The organism is Nocardia sp. KT25-26 (genome assembly GCF_056627695.1).
This window is the reverse complement of sequence record NZ_CM152813.1, coordinates 789,186-809,617: the sequence shown is the minus strand read 5'-3', so window position 1 is coordinate 809,617 and position 20,432 is coordinate 789,186. Positions and strand designations below refer to the sequence as shown.

18 protein-coding genes are annotated in these 20,432 nt (G+C 70.2%); 12 read left to right on the top strand and 6 right to left on the bottom strand.

Going from position 1 to position 20,432, the window contains the following annotated elements:
- Nucleotide 1 precedes the first annotated feature (1 nt).
- From AC1HFH_RS03700 to AC1HFH_RS03680, 5 genes are all read right to left on the bottom strand, one after another.
- A complete protein-coding gene (locus AC1HFH_RS03700; protein WP_480246029.1) occupies nucleotides 2-718 on the bottom strand; it encodes a Clp protease N-terminal domain-containing protein in 717 nt (238 codons plus the stop codon).
- 134 nt (nucleotides 719-852) lie between these two features.
- Entirely contained in the window at nucleotides 853-2,337 is a 1,485-nt protein-coding gene (locus AC1HFH_RS03695) for an NAD(P)/FAD-dependent oxidoreductase (RefSeq protein WP_480246028.1), read from the bottom strand.
- A gap of 123 nt (nucleotides 2,338-2,460) precedes the next feature.
- Complete coding sequence (locus AC1HFH_RS03690) at nucleotides 2,461-3,339, bottom strand: RNA polymerase sigma-70 factor (protein ID WP_480246027.1); 879 nt, start codon at nucleotides 3,337-3,339, stop codon at nucleotides 2,461-2,463.
- A gap of 57 nt (nucleotides 3,340-3,396) precedes the next feature.
- Nucleotides 3,397-4,272 (bottom strand): CDP-alcohol phosphatidyltransferase family protein, encoded by an 876-nt coding sequence (locus AC1HFH_RS03685; RefSeq protein WP_480246026.1) that lies wholly within the window; start codon nucleotides 4,270-4,272, stop codon nucleotides 3,397-3,399.
- Nucleotides 4,272-4,982, bottom strand: a complete 711-nt coding sequence (locus AC1HFH_RS03680; RefSeq protein ID WP_480246025.1) for a phosphatidylserine decarboxylase — start codon at nucleotides 4,980-4,982, stop codon at nucleotides 4,272-4,274. Before AC1HFH_RS03680 ends, AC1HFH_RS03685 begins: the two co-directional genes overlap by 1 nt.
- Nucleotides 4,983-5,344: 362 nt before the next feature.
- Between AC1HFH_RS03680 and AC1HFH_RS03675 the strand changes: the two genes are divergently transcribed.
- The 4 genes from AC1HFH_RS03675 to AC1HFH_RS03660 all read left to right on the top strand — a co-directional run bounded on the left by AC1HFH_RS03675 (nucleotide 5,345) and on the right by AC1HFH_RS03660 (nucleotide 9,992).
- Nucleotides 5,345-6,373 (top strand): beta-ketoacyl-ACP synthase III, encoded by a 1,029-nt coding sequence (locus tag AC1HFH_RS03675; RefSeq protein WP_480246024.1) that lies wholly within the window; start codon nucleotides 5,345-5,347, stop codon nucleotides 6,371-6,373.
- Between the two features lie 261 nt (nucleotides 6,374-6,634).
- The gene (locus AC1HFH_RS03670) at nucleotides 6,635-6,823 is read left to right on the top strand and encodes a hypothetical protein (RefSeq protein ID WP_480246022.1); all 189 of its coding nucleotides are present in this window, start codon (nucleotides 6,635-6,637) and stop codon (nucleotides 6,821-6,823) included.
- A 45-nt stretch (nucleotides 6,824-6,868) separates the two neighbouring features.
- Entirely contained in the window at nucleotides 6,869-8,536 is a 1,668-nt protein-coding gene (locus tag AC1HFH_RS03665) for an NAD(P)/FAD-dependent oxidoreductase (RefSeq protein WP_480246021.1), read from the top strand.
- Between the two features lie 13 nt (nucleotides 8,537-8,549).
- Entirely contained in the window at nucleotides 8,550-9,992 is a 1,443-nt protein-coding gene (locus AC1HFH_RS03660; RefSeq protein ID WP_480246020.1) for an ATP-binding protein, read from the top strand.
- 8 nt (nucleotides 9,993-10,000) lie between these two features.
- On the opposite strand, the gene AC1HFH_RS03655 is transcribed toward AC1HFH_RS03660, so the two are convergent.
- Nucleotides 10,001-10,429 carry a hypothetical protein gene (locus tag AC1HFH_RS03655; RefSeq protein WP_480246019.1) on the bottom strand — a complete coding sequence of 143 codons (429 nt, stop codon included), beginning with the start codon at nucleotides 10,427-10,429 and terminating at the stop codon, nucleotides 10,001-10,003.
- Nucleotides 10,430-10,566: 137 nt separating this feature from the next.
- On the opposite strand from AC1HFH_RS03655, the gene AC1HFH_RS03650 reads away from it, so the two are divergent.
- From AC1HFH_RS03650 to mnhG, 8 genes are all read left to right on the top strand, one after another.
- Nucleotides 10,567-12,765 (top strand): AAA family ATPase, encoded by a 2,199-nt coding sequence (locus tag AC1HFH_RS03650; RefSeq protein ID WP_480246018.1) that lies wholly within the window; start codon nucleotides 10,567-10,569, stop codon nucleotides 12,763-12,765.
- A gap of 63 nt (nucleotides 12,766-12,828) precedes the next feature.
- The gene (locus AC1HFH_RS03645; RefSeq protein ID WP_480246017.1) at nucleotides 12,829-14,112 is read left to right on the top strand and encodes a hypothetical protein; all 1,284 of its coding nucleotides are present in this window, start codon (nucleotides 12,829-12,831) and stop codon (nucleotides 14,110-14,112) included.
- Nucleotides 14,113-14,244: 132 nt separating this feature from the next.
- The gene (locus AC1HFH_RS03640) at nucleotides 14,245-17,316 is read left to right on the top strand and encodes a Na+/H+ antiporter subunit A (RefSeq protein WP_480246016.1); all 3,072 of its coding nucleotides are present in this window, start codon (nucleotides 14,245-14,247) and stop codon (nucleotides 17,314-17,316) included.
- Nucleotides 17,313-17,696 carry a Na(+)/H(+) antiporter subunit C gene (locus tag AC1HFH_RS03635; RefSeq protein WP_480246015.1) on the top strand — a complete coding sequence of 128 codons (384 nt, stop codon included), beginning with the start codon at nucleotides 17,313-17,315 and terminating at the stop codon, nucleotides 17,694-17,696. Before AC1HFH_RS03640 ends, AC1HFH_RS03635 begins: the two co-directional genes overlap by 4 nt.
- The gene (locus AC1HFH_RS03630) at nucleotides 17,693-19,294 is read left to right on the top strand and encodes a Na+/H+ antiporter subunit D (protein WP_480246014.1); all 1,602 of its coding nucleotides are present in this window, start codon (nucleotides 17,693-17,695) and stop codon (nucleotides 19,292-19,294) included. The genes AC1HFH_RS03635 and AC1HFH_RS03630 overlap by 4 nt, the downstream gene beginning before the upstream one ends.
- Nucleotides 19,291-19,836 (top strand): Na+/H+ antiporter subunit E, encoded by a 546-nt coding sequence (locus tag AC1HFH_RS03625; RefSeq protein ID WP_480246013.1) that lies wholly within the window; start codon nucleotides 19,291-19,293, stop codon nucleotides 19,834-19,836. Before AC1HFH_RS03630 ends, AC1HFH_RS03625 begins: the two co-directional genes overlap by 4 nt.
- Entirely contained in the window at nucleotides 19,833-20,093 is a 261-nt protein-coding gene (locus AC1HFH_RS03620; protein WP_480246012.1) for a monovalent cation/H+ antiporter complex subunit F, read from the top strand. The genes AC1HFH_RS03625 and AC1HFH_RS03620 overlap by 4 nt, the downstream gene beginning before the upstream one ends.
- Entirely contained in the window at nucleotides 20,090-20,431 is a 342-nt protein-coding gene (gene mnhG / locus AC1HFH_RS03615) for a monovalent cation/H(+) antiporter subunit G (protein WP_480246011.1), read from the top strand. Before AC1HFH_RS03620 ends, mnhG begins: the two co-directional genes overlap by 4 nt.
- The last annotated feature ends 1 nt before the right edge of the window (nucleotide 20,432 follow it).

Genomic DNA, 20,432 nt, shown 5'->3' with positions numbered 1-20,432 from the left:
CTCAGCCCTCCCCGAGGAACGGCGCCAGCAGCTCGACGAGGCGTTCTTCCACCGCCGCCTTCCGCACACCGGATCCGGCGAGAATGCCGCTGCCGTTCTCCTGTTCGAGCAGTGCCAGCAGAATGTGCTCGGTGCCGACGTAGTTGTGCCCCAGCCGCAGCGCTTCCCGGAAGGTCAACTCCAGGGACTTCTTGGCGTCCGCATCGAACGGTATGAGCGCTGGAACCGATTCGACACCGGCCGGCAGCGCCGCCTCGGCAGCCGACCGCACGACATCGGTGTCGATACCGGATTCGACCAGCACCCGTACGCCGATGCCGTCGGGCTCGGTCAGCAACCCCAGCACCAGGTGCGCAGGGGCGATCTGCTCGTTACCCGCCGTCCGCGCCGCCTCCTGGGCGGCCATGACCACGGCCTGCGCCCGCGGCGTGAACTTGGCGAACCCGGCCTGCGGATCCATCTCCGCCGCATCACCGGGCCCCTTGGGGACGAACCGCTTCTGCGCCGCCTGCTTCGTGACGCCCATGCTGGCGCCGATATCGGTCCAGGATGCGCCGGACCGGCGGGCCTGGTCGACGAAGTGGCCGATCAGATGATCGGCCACTTCACCGAGATGCCCGGCCGCCACCACCGCATCGGTGAGCTGGTCGAGCACATTGTCCGGACGGGCCTTCTTGATGCCCTCGATCAAGTCGTCGAGGCGAACTCCTTTAGTCATGCGTCAACGATAGGTTGACGACACGGCCGCGTCAACCATTGGTTGACGATGCTGCGCCCGGTTTCGCGGTCACCATCCGCCTGGTCCGGCAGGCGGGCGCGGCAATGTTGCAGCGGCCCGCCCGACCGGAATCGTCAGCGGCAGGCGGCCGCCGCACCGCGCACCACCAGCTCTTTGATACCGGCGGCGATACGACCGGTCACGACCGTGCGGGCGGGGCGGTCGTCGGCGCGGACGAACTGGATCACCCCGTCGCGCCGGCCCAGGCTGATGCACTGGATCAGGTACCGGAACCCGGGATCCCCCGGTTCGGCACCGCGCAACCGCGCAGCCACGGCGGTCGCCGCGAAGCTGCCGGTGGGTAGTGCGGTCGCGCAGGCCATGCGCAGCGGGCGGCCTCCGGGTCCGGCGGTCCGCGCCGCGTCGCCGACGGCATACACATCGGGGTGCGATTCGGACCGGCCGGATCCGTCGACCCGGACCCGGCCCGCGGCATCCACCGCCAGACCGGCACGCTCCGCCAGATCCGGCACCGCGAATCCACAGGCCCATACCGGCACCCCGGACACCACCTCCCCATCGGCGGTCCGGACACCGCCGGGCAGCACCTCGACCACCTCGACCCCCGCCCGCACCTCGACACCCAACCGGTCCAGCGTGCGACGGACGTGTGCCCGGGCCCGCGCCGACAACCACTCGGCGGGCTCATCCGCACCCAGCAGCACCACTTGCCGCTCCGGCCGCGCCTCCGCCAGTTCGGCGGCCAGTTCGATCCCGGTCGAACCGGTGCCGACGATCACCACCGGTTCGTCGCCGAGGTCGAATTCCCGCAGATCCTCCGGTGTGGCGACCGACCGCCCGTGTTCGGCGAGCCCGGGCACGGCGGACCGGTCCGCCGTGCTGCCCAGCGCATAGATCAGGGTGTCGTAGGACAGCTCCGATTCGGCGGGAGCCACCCGATCCCGCACCCGGGCTCCACCGCCCGAACGCAAGTCGCGGTCGGCCACGTCCAGCGAGCTGCCCCGATTTCCGTGCCCGAGGGATGACCGGCCGTGCTGCGGATTGCCGATGTCGGCGGCCGCCGCCGCGTCGGCTGCGCCGGGCTCGGAGTCGGCCGTGAGCGGAGCCCCCGAGCTCGCCACTTCCCCGACTCCACCGGCCGAGCAGGCATCATCGAACCGACTGCCCGCCCGAGCCGGTTCCGCGGAGCGGGCAGCGCTGCGAGTCCGGTCGGCCCGCAGGTCGCTGTGCAACTCGGCCGCGGCGGCCCCGCGGACCGTTCGGGCACCGTGCGAGACTGCATCGCGGGCCGCCACCGTTCCGGCGTACTCGGGCTGCGCGACGCCCCCGGCAGCCAGGGTGAGCACCTTGCGCACCGGGTCCAGCGCGTCGACCCGGGCTCGGATGAACTCGGCGCGCCCGGCCAGCAGTTCGGCGAGATCCCAGCCGGGTGTCTGCTGCCCGGCGGCCCGCTGGTGCAGCCGGACTCGTTCGACGAATTCCGCCCGGGCATCCACCACGATGATTTCGGCATCCTTCGCTTTCCGGGCCAGCCGGCGGGCCGCGGACAGCCCCGCATACCCGGCGCCCACGATGACGATGCGATGCGCTTCGGTCATGATTCGTCTCCCCTGTCGGATTCGGCTTGTCCGAACCAGACCGGACAGCCGGCCGAACCCTGACAGGATCTCGCTGTGTGGCCCGTCACAGCGGGATCGGGCGCACGGAAACCCGGCCGCCGGTCAGCTGCTCCGGCTCAGGTAGGCGAGCTTGTCCTGGGCCACGATCAGGCGGAGGGCAGTGACAGTGGTGCCATCGGTATCGCCGGTGGCAACGCCGATCGGGCGGCCGGCCAGTCGGACGCAGATCGCCTGCTGGCCGTTGATCTCCAGGAGCTGCACCCGCATGCCCGGGACTCGCCACCGGAACAGTTTCATCAGGTAGCGGGCCACCTTCTCGGCGCCGACCACCGGCCTGCGGGCCACGCCGAGCATGCCGCCACCGTCGGCCACGGACACCACATCGGTGGCGAGCATGCGCTGCAGCCCGGCGACATCACCGTCCCGGGCGGCGGCGAAGAAGCGCTTCACCAGTTCCCGCGCCTGCTCCGCGGGAACGTCGAATCGTGCGTTCGGGCTACGAACCCGGCGCCGGGCCCGATGGTGGATCTGCTGGGAGTTCGCCTCGGTGATCGCCAGCATGTCGGAGATCTCCCGATGTGGGTAGCCGAACGCCTCCCGCAGCACGAAGACCGCCCGTTCCACCGGCGCCAACCGTTCCATCGCGGTGAGCACGGCTAGGGAGACCAGCTCCCGCTGCTCGGCCGTCTCCATCGGCCCGAGCACACCGTCGCCGGTCGGCACCGGTTCGGGCAGCCAGGGCCCGGTGTAGCGCTCCCGGCGGGCGCGCGCCGAATCCAGCCAGGTCCGGCACAGGTTCACCACCGTCGTGGTCAGCCAGGCCTGGGCCGATCGGACCGCACCCCGCTCGGTGGTCTCCCACCGCAGATACGTCTCCTGTACGGCGTCCTCGGCCTCGCTCGCCGATCCCAGCATCCGGTACGCCAGCGAGAACAGCCGCGCCCGCTCCGCCTCGAAGGCCGCCAGTCCCGTGTCGTCCACCGTTCACTCCTCCCCCGGTCTCCGGCACGCGACGATGCGGTGCCCGGCCGGACTACCTCAACGAGGTCGGCGCAGGCGCAGCCGGGCCGAGCCGCGGATGGCCGGGCGCCGGATGGATGGCATCTTGCGCTGGGCCCGTCGTTGGGCGCGGCGCTCGGCGGGCTTGTCCTGCCAGGTCTCGGGGCGGGCGGCGACCCAGCGTGCGGAGCGCCACGCGAACGGGATGTGCCCCAGGTACAGGCCGACCAGGATCAGCAGCAGGAGGACCGGATAGGTCACCAGCAGGGCGGCGGCCAGGGCGACCAGGACCAGCAGGCCCGCGGCGGCCTGTGGCGCGACCGAAACCGATTTCATCGCCAGTGTCGGGATGGTGCTGACGCAGAGCAGCGCGGCGAACACGGTCCAGGCCGCCACCACCCAGAAACTGTCCCACCAGCCCTCGCCGAACTGCAGTTGCAGCGCGATCGGCACCAGGGCGATCAGCGCACCGGCCGGGGCCGGGACACCGACAAAGTACTCGCGCTCCCAGTTCGGGCGGGTGTCGTCGTCGAGCAGGGTGTTGAACCGGGCCAGCCGCAACACCACGCTCACCGCGAACAGCAGGGCGATGATCCAGCCGGCGCTGGTGTCGTCGAGCAGGGTCACGTACAGCACCAGCGCCGGGGCGACGCCGAAGGAGATCGCATCGGAAAGCGAATCGAGTTCGGCACCGATCCTGGTGGTGGCGTCGAGCATCCGGGCCAGCCGGCCGTCGAGGGTGTCCAGCACGGCAGCGGCACCGACCATGGCGAGGGCGGTGCCGAGTTCGCCGTCGAGGCCGAACTTCACGGCGGACAGGCCCGCGCACAGGGCCAGGATGGTGACGATGCTCGGCAACAACCGGAACGAACGCCGCCGTCTACCGGCCGGCGCGGACGTAGCGGTACCGGCCATCACAGCACGGCCAGCACGGTTTCGGCTCCGATGGTGCGCTGCCCCGGAGTGACCAGCAGTTCGGTGCCGGCCGGGAAGTAGGTGTCGACCCGGGAGCCGAACCGGATCAACCCGTAGGTGTCGCCGATGGTGACGACATCGCCCGGGCGGGCGTCGCAGACGATGCGCCGGGCCAGCAGGCCGGCGATCTGGACGACCACGACCGGGGCACCGGACTCCGTGTCGATCACCATGCTGTTGCGTTCGTTGGCTGCGCTGGCCTCGGGCAGATCGGCCGACACGAACTTGCCGGGCCGGTGCTGCACGGCCCGCACCGTGCCGCCCACCGGCACCCGCTGCACATGCACGTCGAGCACCGAGAGGAAGATGCTGACCCGCGGCAGCGGGGTGTCACCGAGCTCCAGCTCGGCCGGTGGCACCGCGGTGTCCACCAGGGCGACCTCGCCGTCGGCGGGTGCGACGACCACACCGGGGCGGTTCGGCGGCACCCGATGCGGATGCCGGAAGAACCCCGCGCAGGCCACGGCCCCGGCCAGCCCGGCCCGGCGCACCCACTTGCGCCGGGCGCCCAGCGCCGCCACCGCCAGCGGCGCGGCCACGAACGGCAGGCCGGCAGGGTGCAGGGGCGGTACGGCCGCCCGGACCAGGTCGACGACATGTCCGAGACCACTGGTCTCGGGGGTGCCGGGCGGGGTGGGACGGCGTGCCACGGACTCCTACTTTCGTGCTCGATGCAGATCGGTACCCGACGCAGCCCGGATCGGCGCTGCGTAGCGGCTCATACCTTACGCCGAGCCGGACCGGCGGTACCGGTGCCGCCGTACCGCCACTTATCCCTCCGGTGCGGTACCCGGGCCGGACCGTTTGTGAAACGTGACACTATCCCGGCCCGAATGGGGCTAATATGAGGGTTCCTCATGTCTGCCCTGCGGTAACCGGGTGCGCCTCGGTTACGCGTAGTTCACGGCAATGAGGGATACATCTCGATGCTGGTTCATGTCGATGCTGGTTCATGTCGATGCTGCACGGACAACCTCCCGCGGCGCGACCGCAGGTACATAGGAGACGCATGATGGCTGCTCGACTCGCCCAGACCACGGGGGCGGAGCACACAGCGATCCTCGGACTGGGGGTCTATCGCCCCACCCGAGTGGTCACCAACGACGAGGTCGCCGGGCCTATCGACTCGAGTGACGAATGGATTCGCACCCGCTCCGGAATCAAGACCCGGCGCTTCGCCTCGGATTCGGAGACCATCCGGACGATGAGCGTCGAGGCCGGCCGGCGGGCTCTGGCGGCCGCCGAGATCGCTCCGGACCAGGTCGACTGTGTCATCGTGGCCACGTCCACCCATCTGCTGCTCACCCCGGCCGCGGGCCCGCGGATCGCCAGCGATCTCGGCATGACCGGCGCCGCCGCCTTCGACATCTCCGCCGGTTGCGCCGGCTTCTGCCACGCCCTCGGCATGGCTTCCGACCTGGTCCGGGCGGGCACCTCGAGCCATGTGCTGGTGGTCGGCGTCGAGAAGCTCACCGACACGATCGATTTCACCGACCGTTCCACCGCCTTCCTGTTCGCCGACGGTGCGGGTGCCGTGCTGGTCGGCCCGGCGGCGGAGCAAGGCATCGGACCCACCGTCTGGGGTTCGGACGGCACCCAGCATCACGCAATCCGGCAGAACAAGGACTGGATGGAGTTCTTCGCCGAGATCGAGGAGAAGGGCACCGATGCGGTGCGGCCGTACCTGGCCATGGAGGGGACCGCGGTGTTCCGCTGGGCGGCGCATTCGCTGGAGAAGGTGTGCCGGGAAGCAATCGACCGGGCGGGACTGTCCACCGACGACCTCGACGCCATGATCCCGCACCAGGCCAACGGCCGGATCATCGAGATCATGGCCCGGGTGCTGAAGCTACCGAAGGACTGCGCGCTGGCAAACGATATCGAGGAGTCGGGGAACACCTCGGCCGCCTCGATTCCACTGGCCATGGAGACGCTGCTGCGCACCGGCGAATCGAAGCCGGGCGACCGGGGGCTGCTGATCGCCTTCGGAGCCGGACTCTCCTATGCCGCACAAGTTGTCACGTTGCCGAACTGGAAGTGAACAACGGGCGCGGGCGGCCATCCTCCGGGTGGCCGCCCGCGGCGTGTCCGGGGCGGCGCGCGGAGTTCCGATTTGCACCACTGAGCCAGGTCTGGCAACCTCATAGCTACCGCACCGAGCGGTAGCCCTACGAGACGTCGGTCACCGGGTGTAATGCCCGCCCGGTTCGCACGGATACACGTAGCGCATGCAGTACAGCTGCTCGACGAGGAACCAGCTGCCGCCAGGCGTACGCTCGCACAACACAAGAGGTGATCGGCCGTGAAAATACGTACCCTCCTCTCGCGCCGCCCTACGCACGGGGTTCCGTTGCTGCCGACGATCGAACCCGAAGAGCATCGCCCCCTGCTGGAGGCACTCAGCCCCCGCAGCCGCCGCGCCCGCGACGAGCGGCTGGAACGCCTGCTGACCCCCACCGAACTGGACCTGGTCGAGCACCACCGGATCTGAAAATCCGGACTGCCCGCCGGAACCGAGCGCTGCAATACTGCTGGGGTGACATCTCCCGCTGCTGTGAAGCCGGCCATCCTCAGTGTCGACGACGATCCCGGTGTCTCCCGCGCGGTCGTCCGCGATCTGCGCCGCCGATACGGCGACCGGTATCGGATCATGCGCGCGGAATCGGGCCCGCAGGCGCTGGAGACCCTGCGTGAGCTGAAACTCCGGGAACATCCGGTAGCGATCCTGATCGCCGACTACCGGATGCCCGGCATGGATGGCATCGAATTCCTCGAACAGGCGATGGACCTGCATCCGCATGCCCGGCGGGTATTGCTCACCGCATACGCCGACACCAACGCCGCCATCGATGCGATCAACGTCGTCGACCTGGACCATTACCTGCTCAAACCCTGGGACCCGCCGGAGGAGAAACTGTATCCGGTGCTGGACTCGATGCTCGATGCCTGGCGCAGCGACGACCGCCGTCCGGTGCACGAGACCCGGGTGGTCGGCGATCGCTGGTCGCCGCGTTCCTCACAGCTGCGCGAGTTCCTGGCCCGCAACCAACTGCCCTACCGGTGGTACCCGTCCGATGAGCCGGAGGCCGGGCGCCTACTCACCGCGGCCGGTGTCGACGCCGAATCCTGCCCGGTCGTGATCACCGCCGGTGGTGACGCGCTGGTACAGCCCACCGACAGCGAGCTCGCGGCGAGTGTCGGGCTGAGCGTGCAGCCGACCGGTGAGTTCTACGACCTGATCGTGGTCGGCGGCGGACCGGCCGGGCTGGGCGCCGCCGTCTACGGCGCCTCGGAGGGGCTGCGCACCGTGCTGGTGGAGCGCACCGCCACCGGCGGCCAGGCCGGTCAGAGTTCCCGGATCGAGAACTATCTCGGCTTCCCGGACGGCCTCACCGGTTCCCAGCTGGCCGATCGGGCCCGACGGCAGGCGGTCAAGTTCGGCGCCGAGATCGTGACCACCCGCGAGGTGGTGGGCCTGGAGGTCAACGGTTCGGCGCGCACCGTCCGGTTCGCCGATGGCGGTTCGCTGTGCGGGCACACCGTGCTGATCGCCACCGGCGTCGACTACCGGCACCATCCCGCGCCGGGCGTCGACGAATTCACCGGACGCGGCGTGTTCTACGGATCGGCGATGACCGAGGTCGCCGAATGCGCCGATCAGGAGGTCTACATCGTCGGCGGCGCCAACTCGGCCGGGCAGGCCGCGGTGTTCCTGTCCCGGCATGCCGGGCATGTCCACCTGGTGGTACGCGGGGAATCGCTGGAGAAGTCGATGTCGCACTACCTGATCCAGCAGATCGCCGAGATCCCGGCGATCACCGTGCATACCGAGACCGAGGTGGTCTCGGTGGCCGGAGATGCCCATCTGGAACACATCGTGTTGCGTGACAACCGCGCCGGCACCGAGGAAAAGGTGCCCGCACAACGGCTGTTCCTGTTCATCGGTGCCGCACCGCAGACCGGCTGGCTGGACGGCGTGGTGATCCGGGATGCGGCCGGATACGTCCTGGCCGGCCCGGATCTGCTCGTCGACGGGCAACGCCGGAGTGGCTGGGAGCTGTCCCGGCCGCCACATCATCTGGAGACCAGCGTGCCCGGCGTGTTCGTGGCCGGCGATGTACACGCGGAATCCGCGAAACGGGTGGCCTCGGCGGTCGGTGAGGGCGCGATGGCCGTGATGCTCGTCCACCGCTATCTGGCCTGACACAGGAGCCGACATGATCTGCGATCCCGAAGAACTGCGCACCCTGTTCCTGTTCGAGAAGCTCGACGACGCACAGCTCGCCGAGCTGTGCGCGGCCGGCCGGATCGAGTCGATCGAACCCGGCCGGGTATTCCGCGAGGGCGATCCGGCCACCTGCTTCTACGTCCTGATCGACGGCGAAGTGCGATTGACCAAACTCTCCGGCGGCACCGAGATCGAGTTGAACCGCACCGGCCATCGCGGAGTGTACGCCGGCGCCTGGACCGCCTATCTGGGCGACAAGGTGCCGCAGACCCACAACGGATCGATGTACGTGCTGCGGCCGTCCCGGTTCTTCGTGCTGGATGCGGACAGTTTCGCCCGGATGATGCACGACTGGTTCCCGATGGCGGTGCACCTGCTGGAGGGCGCCTTCTTCGGCAACGAGCGCTCCAAGCAGCGCATCGCGGAACGGGAACGGCTGCTGGCCCTGGGCTCGTTGTCGGCCGGGCTCACCCATGAATTGAACAATCCGGCGGCGGCCGCGGTCCGCGCGACCGAGGGCCTGCGGGACCGGGTGGCCGGGATGCGGCACAAGCTGGCCATGCTCTCCCGAGGTGCGTATTCGCCGGCCGCCCTGGCCACCCTGGTGGAACTGCAGGAGCAGGCCGCCGAACGGGTCGGCAAGGCCCCGGAACTCTCCCCGATGGAGGCCGCAGACCGCGAGGACGCGCTGGCCGACTGGTTCGACGAACAGGGCATCGTCGACGGCTGGGAACTGGCGCCGACCTTCGTACAGGCCGGTCTGGACACCGACTGGCTCACCGGGGTGCAGGCGGCTTTGGGCGACTGCGATCGGCAGGTGTTCGAGGGCGCGATCCGGTGGCTGAACTACACCATCGAGACCGAGCTGCTGATGAACGAGATCGCCGACGCGACCGGGCGGATCTCCGGCCTGGTGGGTGCGGCCCGGCAGTACTCGCAGCTGGACCGCGCCCCGTTCCGGGAGGTCGACGTGCACGAACTGCTGGACAGCACCCTGGTGATGCTGGCCCGCAAGATCGGCGACGACGTGCGGGTGGTCAAGGACTACGACCCCGGCCTGCCGCCGGTGCCCTGCTATGCGGCCGAACTCAACCAGGTGTGGACGAACCTGATCGACAACGCGGTGTACGCGATGCGCGGCTCCGGGACGCTGACCGTACGGACCCGCCGTGATCACGACTGCGCGGTGGTCGAGATCGGCGACACCGGACCGGGCATTCCGGAACAGAGCCGGGAGCGGATCTTCGAACCGTTCTTCACCACCAAGCCGGTCGGCGAGGGCACCGGGCTCGGTCTGGACATCTCGTTCCGGATCGTGGTGAACAAACACCACGGCGAGATCCGGGCCGAATCCACGCCGGGTGACACCCGGTTCACCGTGCGGCTACCGCTGGAACGTCCCGCCGAGGCGGAACCGGACGGGCCGGAGTAGGCCCGAATTCACGCGCCGACGGCGATCCCCGCTGCCTCGACCACCGGTTCGTCTTCGGAACCGGGCGCGAGGCAGGCCAGCTTCGCGGTGGCCCGGGCCATGCTGGGGCTGCCTTCGAACATGCTGCCCGGGTGCTCGGCCAGCATGCGATCGATGGCCGCCTTCTCCTGCTCGTCGTCGAGTGCCCGGAACTCGGCACAGGTCATCGCCGAGGCGGGCGCATCGCCGGGCGGCGGGGCCGTCGAGGTGCCCGACTCGCCGGTCTCCGCAGCAGCGGAGGTGGCCGGGGTGCTCGGCGGTTCGGGCGGGGCACCGACGCTGGACGTCGGCGTGCCCTGGCGCAGGCCGCTCGCCTCGGTCGGTTCCTCTTCGGAACCGCAGCCGGCCAGGGCCAGCACCAGCGCAGCGGCCGGGACGATCACGGACAAACGGGTCATGGGTAGCCTTCCCCCGGGGTCGTTCGCGGCGCCGGCGCCTCCGGCGCATTGCCCAGCAGGATACCGATACCCAGCACGTCCCGGTGCCGTGGTCGGTACGGGCGGCCCCGGGTGCCGCGTCCGTGCAGAATGGGGCGGTGGCTGAACTGACGTTGACCGCCCGGCTCAATCCGTCCGCCGCCGACGCCCGGCGCGGCCTGGTGCGGTTGCACCCGGAAACGCTGACCGCACTGGGGCTGCGGGAATGGGACGGGATCTCGGTGATCGGCGGTCGCCGCACGGCTGCGGTGGTCGCCGCCGCACCGGCCGGTACTCCGCCCGGCACCGCGCTGCTCGACGATGTCACCCTGTCGAATGCGGGGCTGCGGGAGAACTCGATGGTCACCGTCGCCCCGGCCACGGTGTACGGGGCCCGGCAGGTATCGGTCAGCGGCTCCACGCATGCCACCGGCACCATCCCCGCCGCCACGCTGCGGCAGGCCCTGCTGGGCAAGGTGGTGACGGTGGGCGACACGGTCTCGCTTCTCCCCCGCGATCTGGGACCGGACATCAGCTCGGCGGCCACCACCAAGGCGCTGTCGCGCACCCTCGGAATTGCCTGGACCAGCGAGCTGCTGACCGTCACCGGCACCGACCCGGTCCGCGGCCCGGTGAGCGTGCAACCGAACACCGCGGTCGTCTGGGGTGCGGCGACCGAGCCGTTGTCCCATGATGTCGCGCTCGGCGAGGAACGGTCCGCCGAAACGGCACCGCCGGTGCGCAGCGGGTCCGGCCCCGCCCCGATCCCCGTCGAGGAGCTGGCCGGATCCCGTACCCCGGCAGCAAAACTCGCCGAATGGCTGAGCCTGGCACTCGACGAACCCGAACTGCTGAAAACTCTCGGCGCCCCCGCCCATCTCGGGGTGCTGGTCACCGGCCCGGCCGGCGTCGGCAAGGCGACGCTGGCCCGCGCGGTCGCGGCGCCGCGCCGCATCGTGGAGCTGGACGGCCCGACGGTCGGAGCCGCCGAGACCGGCGCCCGGCTGCGCGAGGTGGCCGAAGCGGTGGCCGAGGTCGGCTCCGGCCAGGGCGGCATCCTGCTGATCACCGATATCGACGCATTGCTCCCGGCGGAGGCCGAACCGGTCGCCACGCTGATCCTGGACCAGCTGCGCGCCGCCGTCCGAGCGCCCTGTGTCGCGGTGCTGGCGACCACCGCGCATCCCGCCGACGTGGACGCCCGACTTCGGGCGCCCGACCTGTGCGACCGGGAACTGGCACTGACCCTGCCGACCGGCCAGGTGCGTCGGGAACTCCTGGAGCTGCTGCTGCGCAAAATTCCCGCCGCCGAGCTCGACCTGGACGAGGTGGCCGCACGCACCCCGGGATTCGTGGTCGCCGACCTCGCTGCCCTGCGCCGGGAGGCGGCGTTGCGGGCGGCCTCCCGGGCCAACCGGGACCAGTCCGATCCGGAACTTACCCAGGCTGATCTGCTCGGCGCACTGGACGTGATCCGGCCGCTGTCCCGCTCCGGAATGGAGGAATTGTCCGCGGGCAGCCTGGATCTCGACGATGTGGGCGACATGGTGGAGACCAAGCAGGCACTCACCGAAACAGTGCTGTGGCCGTTGCGACACCCGGATTCCTTCGCCCGCCTCGGCATTCATCCACCGCGCGGCGTATTGCTGTACGGCCCACCGGGTTGCGGCAAGACCTTCCTGGTCCGGGCCCTCGCCGGGACCGGCCAGCTCAGTGTGCACACGGTCAAGGGTGCCGAGCTGATGGACAAATGGGTGGGTTCGTCCGAGCGTGCGGTGCGGGAACTGTTCCAGCGGGCCCGGGATTCCGCACCGTCGCTGATCTTCCTGGACGAGGTGGACGCGCTGGCCCCGCGACGCGGCCAGAGCAGCGATTCCGGGGTCGGCGATCGCGTGGTCGCGGCATTGCTCACCGAACTCGACGGCGTGGAACCGCTCCGGGATGTGGTGGTGCTGGGCGCCACCAACCGGCCCGAGTTGATCGACCCGGCGCTGCTGCGGCCCGGCCGGCTGGAGCGGCTGGTGTTCGTCCCCCCACCGGATGCCGAGGCCCGCCTGGAGATCCTGCGCACCACCGGACGGTCGGTGCCGTTGTCCGGCGATGTCGATCTGGCCGAACTGGCGGGCGAACTCGACGGCTACTCCGCCGCCGACTGCGCCGCCCTGCTCCGCGAGGCGGCCCTCGCCGCGCTGCGCCGCGACCTGGATGCCGCCGACGTCACCGGCGCCGATATCGCCACCGCCCGCGCGAGCGTGCGCCCGTCGCTGGATGCGGCGCAGGTGGCGGCACTGCAGCAGTACGCCGACAGCCGTTCCTGAACCGGCCACACCCCGGCCGGTCATATCCCGAACATGCCGGGCGACCGCCGTTAAGGTGGGCAGATGCGCTGGATCGGGGACGGTCTCGACGCTGTCACGGCCTTCGCGGGTGCCGCGGTCGCCACGATGGCGCTGTTCCTGCCGTTCACCCTGACCCTGGCCGCGCCCAGCTCGCCGTACCGGGTGACCAGCCTGATCAACAGCGTGCCGCGCGGCGTGGCACTGGGGTTGATCATCGCGGTGGTGACCGCGGTACTGCTCTATCCGGCCACCCGGACCGTGCTGTCCTGGCTGATCGCCGCCGCCGGCAGTGCGCTGCTGCTGCTCAATCACGTGGTCGGCCAGTATGTGTCCTCGGCCGATGTGCTGACCACCCAGAACTATCTGGATTCGCTGTTCGGCGGGGTGGTGCTCGGCGCCCTCGGCATCAGCGCGCCGCGCCGCCCGTGGACGGCCTTCGGTTACGCCGTGGGTGCGGTCACCACGTTCGTCTTCGTCGAGGTGGACGAGCTGGTCGCCGAGCTGCTGCTGGGGCAGCAGCCGGTACTGGAATCGCCGAAGTGGGTGGCGACGGCCGCGACCATCCTGCTCGTCCTGGCGACCGTCCGGCACCGGCACGGGATGGCGATGCCACCGCAGCCCCGGCTCGCCGCGGAACTACCGCTGGTGCCGATCATCGCCGCGACCGTACTGGCCGGCGGACTGCTCGGCAGCACCGAATGGCTGTCGCAGCAGTTCGACGGCTCCGGGGTCACGGTGCTGGATCTGGGGCTGGCCGCCGGGGCCACCGTGGCGGCCGCCGCCGTCACGGCGATGCTGCTGCCCGACCGCGACGGCCTCGCCGTGCTGCTGGCGGTCGCGCTGGCCACCGTCGGTGACGCTTTCGCCGACCTGCCGGAAATCGGCCGGCCGGTGCCGATCGTCGTCGCCGTTGTCGCGGCCGGTGTCCTGGCCGGGAGGCGGCTCGCCGACGCCCGGGTCGCGTTCGTGCTCGTCCTGGCCGCGGCCGGGATCGGGGTCCTGGCCGCCCGGTATCCCGGCTCCCCGGCCTGGGCCGCCGGCATCGGTGTGCTCGCCCTCGCGGCGGGATATGCCTGTGGCGCAACCCCGGTGCACTATCCGCCCACCGCCGTACTGGCGCTCGGCACCCTGTTCCTGCCGACCGTCGCCTGGGCCATCCCCACCGCCGCCAACAGCTGGCGGATCAGCGTAACCCTCGCCGCCGAGCAGACCCCCGCCCTGGTCGCCCTCGGTATCGTGATCGGTCTGGCGCTCGCCGCCTGGGGTCTGCTGCGGCTGCGGCCACGCCCGGTGCCGGTCCCCGACGAGGTCACCGAGATGAGCTGAACGGGCGATCCGGCGATAGCCGCCCCGGTTCCGGAATGGGCGACGCGACACCTTCGCCTGCACGGTCATCCCCGGGTTGCTCCGTAGGATTGGGCGGCATTACCCGCCCCGGGACGACCTGACGGAGGGCTGTTGCTTCCGATCCTGCTCGCTCATGCATTCGCCGCGCTGGCGGCGCCGATGTGCGTGCGAGCGCTGGGGCGCAACGGGTTCTACCCACTGGCCGCCGTCCCGCTGCTGAGCCTGATCTGGGTCGTGGCGCACTGGGGCGATACCGAAACGGTGCAGCTCAGGTGGGCGCCGACGATCTCGATGGACATCGATCTGCGGTTCGATGCGCTCGCCGCGATAATGAGCACGCTGGTACTCGGGATCGGAACCCTGATCCTGGGCTACTGCGCCCGGTACTTCGACAGCGACGAACCCCGGCTCGGGGTGTTCGCCGCCGAGATGGTGGCCTTCTCCGGGGCCATGTTCGGCCTGGTCACCAGCGACAACATGCTGCTGCTCTACATCTTCTGGGAAACGACGACGGTGTTGTCGTTCCTGCTGGTCGGTCACGACGCACAACGGGCGGTCAGCCGCCGGGCGGCGCTGCAGGCGCTGCTGGTCACCGCCGCCGGCGGGCTGGCGATGCTGGTCGGCATCGTCATCCTCGGGCAGCGGTACGGCAGCTATCTGCTCTCCGATGTGGTGGCCGCCGAATCGCCGGGCGGCGTGGCGGTGTCGATCGGGATCGCCTTGATCCTGGTCGGGGCGCTGAGCAAATCCGCCATCGTGCCGATGCATTTCTGGCTGCCGGGTGCGATGGCCGCGCCGACACCGGTCAGCGCCTATCTACATGCCGCGGCGATGGTGAAGGCCGGGGTATATCTGGTGGCCCGGCTGGCCCCGGCGATGGCGGAGACGCCGCCGTGGCATCCGATCGTGCTGCCCCTCGGCCTGGCCTCGATGCTGCTGGCCGGTTGGCGGGCCATGCAGGTCTACGACCTGAAGCTGGTCCTCGCATTCGGCACGGTCAGCCAGCTCGGGTTCATGATGGTGCTGGTCGGTACCGGCACCCCCGCCGCTGCCCTGGCCGGTGCGGCCATGATCGTGGCCCACGCGATGTTCAAGGCCTGCCTGTTCATGGTGGTCGGCATCATCGACCACGGTACCGGCACCCGCGACCTGCGCGAGCTCTCCGGCCTCGGCCGCCGCGCCCCCGTGCTGTTCTGGATCGCGGTCCTGGCCGCGCTGAGTATGGCCGGTATCCCGCCGCTGTTCGGGTTCGTCGGTAAGGAGAGCGCGCTGGCCGCGCTGCCGGAGGCGACGGTCCTGGCCGAACCGGTCCGCTGGGCAGTGCTGGCCGGATTGGTACTCGGTTCGATTCTCACCGTCGGCTACAGCGCCAGATTCATCTGGGGCGCGTTCGCCGACAAACCCGGTGCGCTCGCCGCCGCAACGGCCGGCACCGGCCCGGAACTTCCTGCCACGGCTGCAACGACACCGGCCCGGCCGCCTGGTGTATCGAATCCCACCGGCCCCGGCACCCGAGGCAATTCATCCACCGGTACGCCGGACGCTGCACCCGCGGCCACCTCGGACCCCACATCGGCAACCGGCTCCATCGAGCAGCCCGGTCCGCTACCGGAAGCGAGCCCCGGACCGGCCGCGTCGACGGGGCCCGTACCACCTGCTCCGGCCGAGTGGCACCGACCGGACGCACTGTTCCTGGGCCCACCGGCAGTGCTGGCGGCCGGGTCGCTGCTCGCCGGGCTCGCCGCCGGTGGGATGGACCGGTTGCTGCGCCCGTACGCCGATACGCTGCCCGGTGTCCTGGCAGAGCATCTGGCCCTCTGGCACGGTGTGACCCCGATCCTCGGGATCACCGTATTCGTCATCCTCGCCGGTACCGCGCTTTTCTCGGTGCAGGGCCGGATCACCGAGCCGGGCACCCCACGCCTCGGCAATGCCGACCGCGCCTACGATGCCACCCTGCGGGCGATGGACCGGCTGTCGTTGCGGATGACCGGTGCGGTGCAGCGCGGTTCGCTGCCGCTGAGCCAGGCGACGATCCTGACCACGCTGATCATCCTGCCGGTGGCGATGCTCGCCTTGGGGACCCGGACCGGGGTGCAGCTGCGCCTGTGGGATTCGGTGTGGCAGTTCGCCGTCGGCGCGATCATGATCGCGATGGCGCTGGGCGCCACGGTGCTGCGTAACCGGCTGGCCGCCGTCCTGGTCGTCGGCATGACCGGATATGGATGCGGCGTGATCTTCGCCCTGCACGGCGCTCCCGATCTGGCCCTCACCCAGTTCCTGGTCGAGACCCTGACGCTGGTGATCTTCGTCCTGGTATTGCGGGCCTTCCCGGCCGAGATCGAGGAGCACCGAGCCACCGCGTTCAAGGCGCGCCGGGCCCTGCTGGCCGCGGCGGTCGGCGCGACGGTCGCGGTGCTGGCGGCCTTCGCCTCGGCAGCCCGCAGCGGCACCCCGATCTGGGAACTGATCCCGGGCGCCGCTTACCACGAGGGCGGCGGCAAGAACGCGGTCAATGTGTTGCTGGTCGATATCCGCGCCTGGGACACCCTCGGTGAGATCTCGGTCCTGGTGGTCGCCGCAACCGGGGTCGCCTCGCTGGTCTTCCGCAGTCGCCGATTCGGGGCCGCGCCGCGGGCGGCCGATTCCCCGAACTACGATCCGGACCGGATCGGCTGGCTGTCCGCCGGCCGGCTGGTGGACCGCCGATACCGGTCGATGGTGCTGCAGATGACGACCCGGCTGGTGTTCCCGACCATCATGATGCTGTCGCTGTACTTCTTCTTCACCGGGCACAACGCCCCCGGCGGCGGTTTCGCGGGTGGTCTGCTGGCCGGGCTGGCGCTGACCCTGCGGTACCTGGCCGGTGGGCCCTACGAACTGGGCGAGGCGCTGCCGGTCGAAGCCGGCCATGTGCTCGGCGCCGGTCTGACCCTAGCGGCGGGCACCGCCACCACCTCGCTGCTGCTGGGCGCGCCCCCGCTGTCGTCGGCGATCCTGGAGGTCACGCTGCCGGTGCTGGGCCACGTCAAACTGGTCACCGCCCTGTTCTTCGATCTCGGCGTGTACCTGATCGTGGTCGGGCTGGTGCTCGATGTGCTGCGCAGCCTGGGCGCCCGCCTGGACACCGAGCACGAGCGGGCCACGGACCGGCCCGACGAGGTGAAGGGCGGTTCCCGATGAGCTCGAATCTGCTGCTGCTGATCGTGATCGGAGTGCTCACCGCCTGCGGGGTGTACCTGCTGCTGGAGCGGGTGGTGTCGCGGATGCTGCTCGGAATGATCCTGTTCGGCAATGCGGTGAACCTGCTGATCGTCACGGTCGGCGGCCCGGACGGCAAACCGCCGATCGTCGGCGCCGAGGACACCGCGCACGACGAGATGGCCGATCCGCTGGCCCAGGCGATGGTGCTGACCGCGATCGTGATCACCATGGGCCTGTCCGCGTTCGTCCTCGCCCTGGCCTACCGCGCCTACATCCTGACCACCTCCGAGCGGGTGCAGACCGACCCCGGCGATGCCGAGGTCGCCGCCCGCCGCGAACAGGAGGTGCCCGAGCAGTGACCCCGGCGCACAACATGATCCCCGAACTGGCCGCGCTGCCGGTGCTGATACCGCTGCTGGCCGCCGCGGGCACCCTGATCTTCGGCCGCCGGCCGCGGGCGCAGTCGCTGATCTCGCTGGTCGCGCTGACCGGCACCACCCTGATCAGCGCGGTGCTGCTGTACCTCGCCGACGAGTACGGAACCACCGCGGTCCAGGTCGGCGGCTGGGAGACGCCGATCGGCATCACCCTGGTGGTCGACCGGCTCTCCGCGGCGATGCTGCTGATCTCGTCGTTCGTGCTGCTCGCGGTCTTCCTCTATGGTGCCGGGCAGAACATCCGCGACGGCGGCGGCCACCAGCCCACCTCCATCTACCGACCCACCTATCTGGTGCTCACCGCGGGTGTTTCGGCAGCCTTCCTGGCCGGTGACCTGTTCAACCTGTTCGTCGGCTTCGAAATCCTGCTGGCCGCCTCGTTCGTCCTGCTCACCGTCGGCGCGACCGCGGAACGCATTCGCACCGGAATCGCCTATGTGATGGTGTCGATGGTGTCCTCGCTGATCTTCCTGATCGGCATCGCCCTCACCTATGCCACCACCGGCACCCTGAACATGGCGCAGCTGGCCCTGCGGCTCGGCGAGGCCCCGGGCGGCGTCCGGACGGCCTGCTTCGCCGTGCTACTGGTCGCCTTCGGCATCAAGGCCGCGGTGTTCCCGCTGTCGAGCTGGCTGCCGGACTCCTATCCCACGGCACCGGCCCCGGTCACAGCGGTGTTCGCCGGTCTGCTCACCAAGGTCGGCGTATACGCCATCATCCGCACCCATTCGCTGTGGTTCCCCGACGGCGCCTTCGATGCGGTGCTGCTGGTCTGCGGCCTGCTGACGATGCTGCTCGGTATCTTCGGGGCCATCGCCCAGGACGATATCCGGCGTCTGCTGTCGTTCACGCTGGTCAGTCACATCGGCTACATGATCTTCGGTATCGGGCTGGCCACCACCGCCGGTCTCACCGGCGCCGTCTACTACGTGGCGCACCACATCCTGGTGCAGACCGGGCTGTTCCTGGCCGTCGGCCTGATCGAACGGCAGGCGGGCTCGGTGTCGTTGCGCCGGCTCGGCGGACTGGCCGCGGCCAGTCCGGTGCTGGCCGTCCTGTTCCTGGTCCCGGCACTGAACCTGGGCGGTATACCGCCGTTCTCCGGCTTCGTCGGCAAGGTGACCCTGTTGGAGGCGGGGGCCGCCGAGGGCAGCACGCTGGCCTGGGTTCTGATCGCCGGGTCGGTGGTGACCAGCCTGCTCACCCTGTACGCGGTCGCGCGAGTCTGGGCCAAGGCCTTCTGGCGGCCCCGGGAACAGGCGCCCGAAGGGCATCTGGCCCATGCTCACCTGCCGACCCTGATCGAGGACACCGTGGACGTGGCCTACGACGAACGCACCGACCCGGGCCGAATGCCCGGCCTCATGGTGCTCGCCACCGCCGGACTCGTCGCCGCCGGACTCGGCCTGACCGTCGCGGCCGGGCCGGTCCTGGATATCGCCCAGCGCACCGCCACCGAACTGAACGATCCGTCCGTGTATGTGGTCGCGGTCCTGGGCGGATGGGGGGACGGCCGATGAGCCGGGTCGATCGGTCCACCGGAGTCCGGATCGCGCTGCTGGCGTGGCTGACCACCGTGTACGTGGCGCTGTGGGGCGATATCAGCATCGCCAATGTGCTGGCCGGACTGGTGATCGCGATCGTGGTCACCACTGCGCTGTCGCTGCCGCGGCTACCGGTGCTCGGGCGCTTCCATCTGCTGTCCGCGCTCCGGCTGATCGCGGTGAGCGGCTACTACATGGTGTTGTCCAGCCTGCAGGTGGCGTGGTTCTCGATCCGGCCGGCGCCGCCGCCGGTCTCCGGAGTACTGCGGGTGTACCTGAGCATCCAGTCCGATCTGGTACTGGTGTTGTGTGCCGACCTGCTGAACCTGATTCCGGGGACCATGGTGCTAGAGGTGGACCGGCATCGCTGCGTGGTCTACGTGCACGTCCTCGATGTGAGCACGGACAAGGCCGTCACCGAGTTCTACCGCACCACCCGGCAGCTGGAACGGTTGCTGATCCGTACCTTCGAGCGACCGTCCGAACGCATCCGCGCTCCCCGGGAGGCCGAATCATGACCGTTGTCGCCGTCGCCGCGGGTGTGATGCTCGCCGTCGCCGCCATCCTCACCAGCTATCGGGTGCTGGCCGGACCCAGCACCCTGGACCGCGTGCTGGGCGTCGATTCGCTGACCGCCATGGCCATGGCGGGGCTGGCCGTCTGGGCGGCCTACAGCGCCGACACCACCGTGGTGCCTGCAATCGCCGCGCTGGCACTGGTGGGCTTCCTCGGCACCGCCGCGGTCACCCGTTTCCGGGTCCGGGACGACCGATGAGCGCCGGCCAGTGGGTCAGCGCCGTGCTGATCCTGTCCGGGTCGGCGTTCGCCCTGACCGCAGCGATCGGCATCATCCGTTTCCCGGACACCCTGCGCCGAATGCACGCGGCGACCAAGCCACAGGTGGTCGGCCTGGTGCTGGTGCTGTTCGGCGCCTTCTTGGAGCTGCGCGGCCACCGCAATGTCTGGATGCTGCTGCTGGTCGCATTGTTCACGCTGGTGACCGCCCCGGTCATCGCCCACCTGCTGGGCCGCACCGCTTACCGGGAGCAGCGGGACCAGGACGGCCTGTTGCGAGTCAACGAGCTGGGCGACGAGCTCGATCGGCCGTCGTGAC